Source organism: Litorivivens sp., assembly GCF_041625495.1.
Classification (GTDB): Bacteria; Pseudomonadota; Gammaproteobacteria; order Pseudomonadales; family Spongiibacteraceae; genus Litorivivens.
Genome location: NZ_JBFJTH010000134.1, coordinates 1 through 10,617, shown reverse-complemented (window position 1 = coordinate 10,617; position 10,617 = coordinate 1). Strand labels below are relative to the sequence as shown.

Annotated in this window: 10 protein-coding genes; all 10 read left to right on the top strand. The window is 55.0% G+C overall.

Annotated features, from left to right (window positions below):
• Window positions 1–951, top strand: a 951-nt coding sequence (locus ABYP39_RS14160; RefSeq protein WP_372783143.1) for a Mur ligase family protein, incomplete at its 5' end; no start/stop codon positions are given.
• Entirely contained in the window at window positions 948–2,327 is a 1,380-nt protein-coding gene (gene murF, locus ABYP39_RS14155; protein WP_372750281.1) for a UDP-N-acetylmuramoyl-tripeptide--D-alanyl-D-alanine ligase, read from the top strand. The genes ABYP39_RS14160 and murF, both read left to right, overlap by 4 nt.
• On the top strand, window positions 2,321–3,403 hold the full coding sequence (gene mraY / locus ABYP39_RS14150; protein WP_372783141.1) for a phospho-N-acetylmuramoyl-pentapeptide-transferase: 1,083 nt from the start codon (window positions 2,321–2,323) through the stop codon (window positions 3,401–3,403). The genes murF and mraY overlap by 7 nt, the downstream gene beginning before the upstream one ends.
• 7 nt (window positions 3,404–3,410) lie before the next feature.
• On the top strand, window positions 3,411–4,769 hold the full coding sequence (gene murD / locus ABYP39_RS14145) for a UDP-N-acetylmuramoyl-L-alanine--D-glutamate ligase (RefSeq protein ID WP_372783139.1): 1,359 nt from the start codon (window positions 3,411–3,413) through the stop codon (window positions 4,767–4,769).
• Window positions 4,762–5,904 carry a putative lipid II flippase FtsW gene (ftsW, locus tag ABYP39_RS14140; RefSeq protein ID WP_372749892.1) on the top strand — a complete coding sequence of 381 codons (1,143 nt, stop codon included), beginning with the start codon at window positions 4,762–4,764 and terminating at the stop codon, window positions 5,902–5,904. Before murD ends, ftsW begins: the two co-directional genes overlap by 8 nt.
• Complete coding sequence (murG, locus tag ABYP39_RS14135) at window positions 5,894–6,994, top strand: undecaprenyldiphospho-muramoylpentapeptide beta-N-acetylglucosaminyltransferase (protein ID WP_372765251.1); 1,101 nt, start codon at window positions 5,894–5,896, stop codon at window positions 6,992–6,994. Before ftsW ends, murG begins: the two co-directional genes overlap by 11 nt.
• On the top strand, window positions 6,987–8,414 hold the full coding sequence (gene murC / locus ABYP39_RS14130) for a UDP-N-acetylmuramate--L-alanine ligase (protein WP_372783137.1): 1,428 nt from the start codon (window positions 6,987–6,989) through the stop codon (window positions 8,412–8,414). The genes murG and murC overlap by 8 nt, the downstream gene beginning before the upstream one ends.
• Window positions 8,411–9,343, top strand: coding sequence for a D-alanine--D-alanine ligase (locus tag ABYP39_RS14125; RefSeq protein WP_372783135.1), 933 nt, complete (start codon window positions 8,411–8,413; stop codon window positions 9,341–9,343). Before murC ends, ABYP39_RS14125 begins: the two co-directional genes overlap by 4 nt.
• Window positions 9,343–10,116 (top strand): cell division protein FtsQ/DivIB, encoded by a 774-nt coding sequence (locus ABYP39_RS14120; protein ID WP_372763612.1) that lies wholly within the window; start codon window positions 9,343–9,345, stop codon window positions 10,114–10,116. Before ABYP39_RS14125 ends, ABYP39_RS14120 begins: the two co-directional genes overlap by 1 nt.
• A 52-nt stretch (window positions 10,117–10,168) precedes the next feature.
• A partial coding sequence (ftsA, locus tag ABYP39_RS14115; protein WP_372783133.1) for a cell division protein FtsA occupies window positions 10,169–10,617 on the top strand: 449 nt, incomplete at its 3' end.

Here is a 10,617-nt window from a genome sequence, read left to right as displayed (position 1 = left end):
GCGCAGTGGGCGGCGATGGAAGTTTCATCTCATGGCTTGGTGCAGCACCGGGTAGCAGCCATTCAGTTCAGCACGGCAGTATTCACCAACCTGACTCAGGATCACCTTGATTACCACGGCACCATGGAGGCTTATGGTGAGGCTAAATCCCGTCTGTTTGCCCTACCCGGACTAAAAAATGCCGTACTGAATCGCGATGATAGTTTCAGTAAGCGGTTGCGCGAGCGAATTCCCACAAGCGTTAATGTTGTCAGTTTCGGGCTGGGCGGAAGCGCGGATATACGGGCGTTAGACATCCGTTATCACAGTAAAGGCATTGAGGCGCGTATTGTGACACCGTGGGGGGAGTTCACATTGAACTCGGGCTTATGCGGTGTAGTCAACCTGAAAAATATTCTGGCTGTCGTTGCCGTCCTCGGCTGTGAAGGCATCTCTTTAAAGGCTATCGCCGCGGGCGTTTCCAGCTTGCAAGCCGTGCCCGGTCGTCTGGAGAGACTGCCACCGGTAGATAGCGTACAAGTAGTAATTGACTACGCGCATACACCGGATGCACTGGAGCAGGTGCTCTGGAGTTTGCGGCCCCATTGTAGCGGCAAACTTTGGTGTGTGTTTGGTTGCGGCGGTGACCGTGATCGCAGTAAGCGTCCTTTGATGGCTGCCGTTGCTGAGCAGTTAGCCGATCGCATCGTGATCACCAGCGACAATCCGCGCAGTGAATCTCCAGACACCATACTTTCCGATATCCGCGCCGGTTTGAGTCAGCCCCCGATTCTCCAAGATGCGGACAGAAAGCGGGCGATTGAGTTCGCTATTGCTTCAGCCCAGGCAGGTGACCTGGTGTTGATTGCAGGTAAAGGACACGAAGACTATCAGGAGTCCGCCGGACGGCGACTGCCGTTTAGTGATGTGCAGTGCGCGCGATTGGCCCTTACCAGGAGGCAGCGGACATGATGGCTCCATTGCCTTTACAGGAAATCGCTCACGCTATCGGTGCCGATGGGGTTTTTGACGGCACGGTGGAAAACGTTAGTACTGATTCGCGCAACATTGCTGCCGGTGATCTGTTTGTGGCTTTGCGAGGTGAGAATTTCGACGGCCACCAGTTTGTTAACGCAGTGGCGCAGCAGGGTGCGGTCGCAGCCGTTGTTGAGTCGCCGAGTGATATCGACCTGCCTCAGCTCTGTGTCAAAGACAGTCTGGTAGCGCTTGCCCAGATTGCCGCCTTGAACCGCCAGCGTTTTGTGCGTGCTGGTGGCCGGGTTGCCGCATTGACAGGGAGTTGTGGCAAGACCAGTTGTAAAGAAATTCTGGCGACGATTTTGCGACAGAAGGTTTCGGTACTTGCCACCAGAGGTAACCTGAATAACGAAATCGGCGTACCAAAAACGCTCCTTGAAATTGCCCCTGAGCACCAGCTTGCTGTTATTGAAATGGGGGCGGCCAAGCCGGGTGATATTCACTACCTGTGTCAGTACGCGCAACCTGAAGTCGCATTGATTACATTGGCGGCGCCGGCCCACCTTGAAGGCTTTGGCAGCATCGAGGCTGTCGCGAAGACCAAAGGTGAGATTTACACGGCATTACCGCCTCACGGAACCGCGGTTATTAACGCTGATGATCGCTTTGCGCAGCAATGGCAGGATTCCACCTCGGCGGGTCGGGTAGTGACAGTAAGCTTGTGCAGCACGACCGCCGATGTCTATGCATCTGCCATAAGAACCGGTGCAAAAGGTTGCGAATTTGTGTTGCATGCGCATGGTGAGCAGGCCGATGTTCATATGCCTCTACTCGGCGAAGCGATGGTAATGAATGCGCTACTTGCGAGTGCCGCGGCGATGAGCCTGGGGGCAACTATGGCGGACATCGCCGCTGGGCTGGCTGGTTTGTCCCCAGTGCCGGGTCGCCTTTATCCCTCGGCGCAACCCTGGGGTTTGTTGATTGATGATAGTTACAACGCGAATCCCGCGTCGGTAAAAGCAGCCATCGATGTGCTTTCTCAGTGTCAGGGTCGGAAAATACTCGTGCTCGGTGATATGGCAGAACTGGGTGCAGACAGCGATGCGCTGCACGATGAGGTTGGCCGCTATGCCGTGGAGTCCGGTATTGATCTGTTATTTACCTGCGGTGAGCACGCCAAGCACGCCACTGAAGCCGTGGTGCCGCATGGCTTGCATTTTCCAGATAGAGCGGCCTTGGCTGCTGCGCTGATAAATATAATTGAAAGTGGCGATGCGGTCTTGGTGAAGGGTTCCCGGTCTTCGGGAATGGATGATGTAGTGAAGACGGTTGCCAACTCTCAGGTAGCTGGGGGAATAACAACATGTTAATGCTATTGGCTGATTACCTGTCGCAACACGTCAGTGGTTTTGCGGTATTTCAGTACCTCACATTCCGCGGCATTCTCGGTGTGTTGACCGCGCTGGCGATATCGTTGCTGGTTGGGCCGATCATGATTCGGCGGCTGAATTATCACCAGATTGGTCAGGCCGTACGCAGCGACGGACCGGAAAGCCATTTCAGTAAATCAGGCACGCCCACCATGGGCGGTGCCTTGATTCTTGTGGCCATTGCTATCAGTACCTTGCTCTGGTCAGATCTGTCTAACCCATATGTGTGGACGGTACTGGGGGTAACGCTGATCTTTGGCGCGGTCGGCTGGGTTGACGACTATCGCAAGGTGATTGAACGCAATCCTCGTGGACTGCCAGCCCGCTGGAAATATTTCTGGCAATCGGTCGGCGGACTTGCGGCCGCACTTTACCTGTATACGCTGGCGTCGGAGCCGGCCCATACCCAGTTGTTCATTCCTTTCTTCAAGGATGTATCACTGGAGCTTGGCGCACTGTTTGTTGTGTTGACTTACTTTGTGATCGTCGGCTCCAGTAATGCAGTGAACCTGACAGACGGTTTGGACGGATTGGCCATTCTGCCCTCGGTGATGGTTGGAGGGGCGCTGGCCATTATCGCCTATGTAACGGGCCACTTTAAATTCGCGGATTATCTGCATATTCCTTACATCGCAGGCGCCGGCGAGCTGATTGTATTTTGCGGCGCGCTGGCGGGCGCTGGGCTCGGCTTTCTGTGGTTTAACACCTATCCCGCTCAGGTTTTCATGGGTGATGTGGGGGCTTTGGCACTGGGTGCGGCGTTGGGCACTGTGGCTGTTATTACGCGCCATGAAATCGTGTTTTTCATCATGGGCGGCATTTTTGTCCTTGAAACGGTATCGGTCATTTTGCAGGTGGCTTCATTCAAGCTCACCGGCAGACGGATATTTCGCATGGCGCCGATACATCATCACTATGAATTGAAAGGTTGGCCTGAACCGCGGGTGATTGTCCGTTTCTGGATTATCACCGTGGTATTGGTGCTGTTTGGACTGGCAACGCTGAAACTGCGTTAGGAAAAGTATGAGCCTGATCGCCTCAGACAAGCTTCGCGTTATCGTTGGCCTCGGTGTCACCGGGTTGTCCTGCGCGCGATTTCTGGCCTCCAAAGGGCTGGGCTTTGTCGTGGCTGACAATCGCGATGCGCCGCCCGCTCTGGCAGCGTTTAAGGCTGAGTTTCCCGAGGTGGAGGTTGTCTTGGGTCGCTTTACCATTGGTCAATTTGATGGTGCGGATGAGTTATATGTAAGCCCGGGAGTCTCGTTGCGTGAACCAGCGATCGCCAGTGCCAGCCAAGCGGGTGTTCGCGTAACAGGGGATTTGGATCTGTTCGCGCAGCACGCGAGTGCACCGATTGTCGCAATTACCGGTTCAAACGGCAAAAGCACCGTGACGACACTTGTCGGCGAGATGGCCGAGGCCGCCGGTCGCCGCGTTGCAGTGGGTGGCAACCTTGGTACGCCAATGTTGGATTTGCTCGATGATACGGTTGAACTTTATGTCGTTGAGTTGTCGAGCTTCCAGCTTGAGCGTTGTGCTCATTTGGGGGCCGAAGTGGCTACCGTGCTGAATGTCAGTGAGGACCATCTCGATCATCACGGTTCGCTGGTTGCCTATCACCAGGCAAAGCACCGCATTTTTCGCGGCTGTCGACAAGCGGTGATTAATCGTGACGATATGCTGACGCAGCCCTTGGTACCAGAGGATGTCAAAGTCGCCAGCTTTGGGTTACAGAAACCTGATCGCGGTCAGTTTGGGCTGCTGATTCAAGAGGGCCGCGAATACCTCGCTTGCGATGGCGATGCGCTGCTGCCATGTGATGAATTGCGTATTGCCGGTCGCCACAATCAGGCCAATGCGCTGGCTGCATTGGCTTTGGGTCGCGCCGTGGGTCTGCCAATGGCAGCCATGCTAGAGGCGTTGACGCGTTTTGGTGGCTTGCCCAATCGCTGTCAGTTCATCGCCCAGGTAAATGGCGTGGACTATTTTAACGATTCCAAAGGCACCAATGTGGGCGCAGCCGTTGCCTCAATTGAAGGGCTGGGGTCACGCTACCGCCTTGTACTGATCGCGGGTGGTCAGGCGAAAGGTGCGGATCTTTCGCCGGTTGCGGACGCCCTAGTAAAAGTAGGGCGCGGTGCGGTGTTTATCGGCGAATCCGCTCAGGACTTGTTGGATATGGTCGCAGCGCGCATCCCCACTGTGCTTGCACAGACAATGCAGGATGCGGTGGCCCAGGCCGCAGGTATAGCTCAGTCAGGCGACGCGGTTCTGCTGTCTCCCGCCTGCGCAAGTTTTGACATGTTTGATAATTACGAGCATCGAGGTGCCTGTTTTGTTGATGCGGTGAATCAGCTGGCAGCAGGAGGTGCGCATGCTTGAGGCGATCAATCAGCACCGCGCCGACGCGCAGTATCTGGACCGTTTGTACCTGGGTCTGCTGGCTGCGCTGCTCATTATTGGTTTTGTGGCCATGTCGTCGGCGTCTATTGAATTTGCGGCTAGACAATATGGCGACGCGTTTTATTTTGCCAAGCGTTACGGCTTTTATCTGGGGTTGGCGGCCGTGTTGGGCGTAATGACTTATCAGGTGCCCATGGATGCCTGGCGCAAATACAGCTGGTTGCTCCTGTTAGGCGGGTTTATCGCGTTGGCGCTTGTATTAATTCCTGGTATCGGTCGCGAGGTCAATGGCAGTCGTCGCTGGTTGGCTTTCGGCCCATTAACGCTGCAGGTTTCAGAATTCGTCAAGTTGACCGTGGTGTTGTACCTGGCCGGCTACCTGGTGCGTCGCCACGAAGAGGTGAAGAGTAAATTCGCCGGTTTTGTGAAACCGATGGCGGTAGTTGCCATGGTGACACTGCTGCTGATGATGGAGCCGGATTTTGGTGCCACGGTGGTCACTGTAGGCACGGCTTTGGCTCTGTTATTCCTGGCGGGTGTCAAACTGATGCAGTTTCTTGCGGTGATTGCTGCCAGCGCGGGAGTGCTTGCGATTACCGTCATGGTGTCGCCGTATCGAATGAAACGCCTGACGGCGTTTACCGACCCTTGGGCAGACCAGTTTAACAGCGGTTATCAGTTGACCCAATCATTGATCGCCTTTGGCCGTGGTGAGTGGATGGGCATCGGGCTGGGTAACAGCGTACAGAAACTGTTTTATCTACCTGAAGCGCATACCGACTTCGTGTTCGCGATCTGGGCAGAAGAATTTGGATTTATTGGGGCCATGCTGGTGCTGGCTTTGTACGCCATTTTTATAGCGCGTATTTTGCGTATCGCACGCGATGCTGAACTCAAAGGAATGCCGTTCAATGGCTTTGTCGCATACGGCATAGCAATAATGTTAGCCGCCCAAGTTTTTATCAACATAGGCGTAAATACCGGCCTGTTGCCAACAAAAGGTTTAACTTTGCCCTTCATGAGCTATGGCGGCAGTAGTCTTCTCGTTTGCGTAATCATGGCAAGCATGGTTGCGCGTATCAGTCAGGAAAATGGAGGTACGCATGAGCGTTGATGCCTCCGTAGAAACTGTGTTGGTCATGGCCGGTGGTACCGGCGGGCATGTATTCCCGGCGCTGGCAGTTGCCGGAGCACTGCAGGATCGCGGTGTCGCGGTTCAGTGGTTAGGTACGGCGCGCGGTATCGAAGCACGTGTGGTGCCGGCAGCTGGTATAACGCTACATACTTTGCCTGTACAGGGCATACGTGGCAAAGGTCTTTTATCGCGGATTACGGCGCTAGTAAAAGCAATGCAAAGTCTGCTTAGCGCTGTCGTGCTAATCGGAAGGGTCAAGCCGATCTGTGTTATCGGCCTCGGTGGCTATGTGGCCGGCCCCGGTGGATTGGCAGCTTGGCTGACTCGCACACCCTTACTGATTCACGAACAGAATGCTGTACCGGGTACGACCAATCGACTGCTGGCGCGTTTTGCACGACGAATACTTACCGGTTACCCGGTAGCGTTAGGCGGAGATAAAGCCGTGCATATCGGTAATCCGGTGCGTGCGGATATCAGTTTGCTGCCAGCGCCAGAGACACGTTGCGCTGAGCGCGACAGGTTGCGTTTGTTGGTATTGGGTGGAAGCCAAGGCGCGTTGGCGATTAACCGCGCGGTGACTCAGACTGTCGCGCAATTACCCAAAGGCCTGGCGTTGGATGTATGGCATCAAACGGGCGCGGCGCATATTGAGGCTATGAATGAGGCCTATCGAAACGCGCGGATCGACGCCGATATTTCAATTAAGGCCGAAGCCTTTATCGACAATATGGCTGAAGCATACGCGTGGGCAGATGTGGTGTTGTGCCGGGCGGGTGCATTGACAGTTGCTGAATTGACGGCCGCCGGTGTTGCCTCGTGGTTGGTGCCGCTGCCACAGGCCATTGACGACCACCAGCGCGCTAACGCGCGCTGGCTTGAAGAAAACGGAGCAGGTGAAATTCTGGAGCAATCATCACTATCGGTTGAGTTGTTGACCGAGAAACTCATGGGCGCTGCAAAGAATCGTGGCGCGCTTTTGCAGATGGCTACGGCGGCGCGACAACTGGCCAAGCCGGATGCTGCTGCCGTCGCTGCTGGCTACTGCCTGGAGGTGGCTCATGGCTAAGCGCGGAGATTCCTTTGTTATTCCAGAAATGCGCCGGGTCAAGCGTATTCATTTTGTCGGTATTGGCGGTGCGGGTATGTGCGGTATTGCCGAGGTGCTTTCAAACCTCGGATATACCGTGTCGGGTTCTGATATCAAAGATACGTCGACCGTTGAGCATCTACGCAGTAATGGTATCGCCGTAGCGATTGGGCACGTGGCGGAAAATATTGCCGGCGTCGATGTCGTTGTGGTCTCAAGCGCCATCAATCCGGAGAATCCGGAAGTTGCCGCTGCGCAGGAGTCGCGAACACCTGTCGTGCGCCGAGCGGAAATGCTGGCAGAGCTCATGCGTTATCGGCATGGCATTGCCGTTGCCGGCACCCATGGCAAAACCACTACCACCAGTATGATCACCAATATTTTTGCGCAGGCGGAGCTAGATCCCACTTTCGTGATTGGCGGCAAAGTGAACAGTGCCGGTACTAACGCCAAGCTTGGTGAAAGTCGTTACCTGGTGGCAGAAGCCGACGAAAGCGACGCATCATTCCTGCATCTGCAACCCATGGTTTCCGTGATCACGAATATCGAACCAGATCACATGGGTACCTACGGCGGCGATTTCGAAAAGTTGAAGCGCACGTTCATCGAATTTTTGCACAACCTGCCGTTTTATGGTGTCGCGGTGGTCTGCGTTGACGATCCGGTAATTCGCGAACTGATGCCCAGTATGGCTCGTCAGATACTGACGTACGGTTTCAGCGAGGATGCAGATTTCCAGATCCGGGAGGTTGTGAAAGACGGGCTGAAAACCCACTTTGAGGTAATGCGTCGTGCAGAAGGTGATGTGTTGCCGCTGACGCTGAATCAGCCAGGTTTACACAACGTCTTGAACGCCACCGCTGCAATTGCCGTTGCTACGGATGAAGGCATTGCGAGCGAGCATATCTGTAAGGGTATTGAAACCTATCAGGGAGTGGGTCGACGCTTCCAGATATATGGTGATTATGCAGTGGGCGATGGTGTCGCAACGCTGGTGGATGATTACGGGCATCACCCGACTGAGGTGCAGGCTACTATCCGCGCCGCGCGTCAGGCGTGGCCGGATCGCCGCCTGCTGATGATCTATCAGCCACATCGGTACACGCGGACTAAAGATCTCTACGATGATTTTGTACGCGTGTTGTCCGATGTGGATATGTTGCTGATGCTCAATGTTTACGCCGCAGGTGAGGGCCCGATTCCCGGTGCGGATTCGCGCAGCCTGTGCGGCAGTATTCGGCAGTTGGGTAAAGTCGATCCAATTTTTGTTGAGGACATGAACGACGTGTCTGAAGTGCTGTTATCAGTCGTTCGTGCGGGCGATGTTGTGCTGACTCAGGGGGCGGGCAACGTCGGTGGAATAGCGCAGCAGTTGGCAAATATGGCGTGGCATTCATGAGTGGAAAGACCTTGATCGACGAAGTGCGTTCGCGACTGAATGGCCCACTCGTCGTTCTAGCGGGCGGTCGTTCGGCTGAGCGTGAGATTTCTCTGCGCTCGGGTAACGCCGTGCTCGAATCGCTGCAGCGCAGTGGCTTGGCGGCGGAGCTGATTGACACTGCCGATTCTCAGTGGATGGAATCCGCCCAGCGGGCAGCACTGGTGTTCGTCGCATTGCACGGTCCCGGTGGCGAAGACGGTACGGTGCAAGGCGCGTTGCAATGTATGGGTTTGCGCTATACCGGCAGTGGTGTGCTTGGATCGGCAATAGCTATGGATAAGCTGCGCACTAAATTGTTGTGGGCAGGCCAGTCGCTGCCGACACCGGCGTTTGAAGTGGTCGATGAGGCATCTGATTTGCCCACTGTGTTTGCGCAGCTGGGAGAATGTATTGTCAAGCCGGTATGCGAAGGGTCGAGTATTGGAATGATGCGCGCGTCTTCTGCGGAGCAACTGGCGGAGGCGGTTGCCGGCGCGACTCGCTATGGCGTTAGCCTCGCAGAAAAATGGGTATTCGGAGCTGAATACACCGTGGCGATTGTCGGTGACGAAGCGCTTCCGGCAATTCGGCTTGAAACTAATAATCGCTTTTACGATTTCCAGGCCAAGTATCAGTCGAACGATACGCGATATATCTGTCCTTGTGGTCTCGGCGCGCAGGAAGAGCAGCAATTGCAAGATCTGGCACTGCGAGCGTTCCGCGCGGTGGGGTGCAGTGGATGGGGGCGCGTCGATGTCATGCGTGATGCCGACACAGGCGAATTTCAGTTGCTGGAGGTAAATACAATCCCGGGGATGACTGATCATAGTCTGGTGCCGATGGCTGCGCGCGCGATGGGCTGGAGTTTTGATGAGTTGGTGTTACGAATCATGTTGCAGGCTTTGTGATGGCGAGAAAGCAGAATAAGCCAGTTAAAAAGCGAGGCGCGCAACCAAAGCGTCATCGTCCACGGGTGCAACGCAACTGGTTTCCGCTTTTGCGGCTGACCTTATCGTTGGCCATATGTGTGGCGGTGCTGGGATTCTTTGGGCAACTCATCCTGAGTGTGGGCAGTGTCTCGGTAGAGCGTGTTGCTTTTGCGGGCAACGCGCAGTACGTGGCGCGGGAGGATTTGATTGAACGGGTGGCTCCGCATCTGGATAAAGGGTATTTCGCACTGGCGCTCGATGAAATTAAGCACAGTGTTGAGCAAGAACCCTGGGTGTTTTCAGCTCGCGTGGAGCGCAGTTGGCCCTGGTCGTTAACTATCACTATTGAAGAGCAGTCACCCATTGCTTACTGGGGGCGCGACAGTTTTATTAATAATCGCGGCGAGATATTTACGCCTGCGACGCTGTCGCGAGATTTGGAGCTACCCATGCTCAGAGGGCCGGAAAGTTCTGCTCTTGCTGTGCTGCAAGCCTACCAGTTAATCGCGCAGATGTTGACGGAAACGCCGCTGCAACTCGGTCAGCTGTCGCTGGATGAAAAGGGTCAATGGGTAGGCGTAACCCGCGAGAATGTGGAGATACGCTTGGGAAATACAAGGCCGGTGCACAGTATGAAACGCTTTTTACTGGTTTACCGACAGGCATTGCATGAGCGCTTTGCCGACGTGCAACAGGTCGATACACGTTACATCAACGGTATCGCCGTCGACTGGAAGGGAGCTCGCTCTTGAACAATAACATTTTGCCTTATGCGCAAATCACTGCGGAAGCTGGGAGGTAATTATGGCGAGTGCGCATACAGACCGAATGATCGTTGGGCTTGATATTGGTACGTCGAAAGTCGTGGCCATTGTCGGTTCCATCAATGATGACGGTGTACTTGAAATCGTCGGCATTGGTTCCCATCCGTCGCGCGGCATGAAGAAAGGCGTGGTAGTGAACATTGAATCCACGGTTCAGTCGATTCAGCGCGCGGTGGAAGAGGCCGAGTTAATGGCCGGCTGCCAGATTCACAGCGTATACGTCGGTATCGCCGGCAGCCATATTCGCAGCCTCAATTCTCACGGCATTGTGGCGATTCGCGACCGTGAAGTGTATCCGCTTGATCTGGAGCGGGTCATAGATGCCGCGCAGGCGGTAGCGATTCCAGCGGATCAGAAAGTGTTGCACATACTGCCGCAGGAATACGTGGTGGACGATCAGGAGGGAATCCGAGAACCGCTTGGTATGTC

Coding starts and splice junctions, on each gene's coding strand:
- mraY (WP_372783141.1), top strand. CDS start 2,321: ATGTTAATGCTATTGGCTGATTACCTGTCGCAACACGTCAGTGGTTTT.
- murD (WP_372783139.1), top strand. CDS start 3,411: ATGAGCCTGATCGCCTCAGACAAGCTTCGCGTTATCGTTGGCCTCGGT.
- ABYP39_RS14120 (WP_372763612.1), top strand. CDS start 9,343: ATGGCGAGAAAGCAGAATAAGCCAGTTAAAAAGCGAGGCGCGCAACCA.
- murC (WP_372783137.1), top strand. CDS start 6,987: ATGGCTAAGCGCGGAGATTCCTTTGTTATTCCAGAAATGCGCCGGGTC.
- murF (WP_372750281.1), top strand. CDS start 948: ATGATGGCTCCATTGCCTTTACAGGAAATCGCTCACGCTATCGGTGCC.
- ftsW (WP_372749892.1), top strand. CDS start 4,762: ATGCTTGAGGCGATCAATCAGCACCGCGCCGACGCGCAGTATCTGGAC.
- murG (WP_372765251.1), top strand. CDS start 5,894: ATGAGCGTTGATGCCTCCGTAGAAACTGTGTTGGTCATGGCCGGTGGT.
- ABYP39_RS14125 (WP_372783135.1), top strand. CDS start 8,411: ATGAGTGGAAAGACCTTGATCGACGAAGTGCGTTCGCGACTGAATGGC.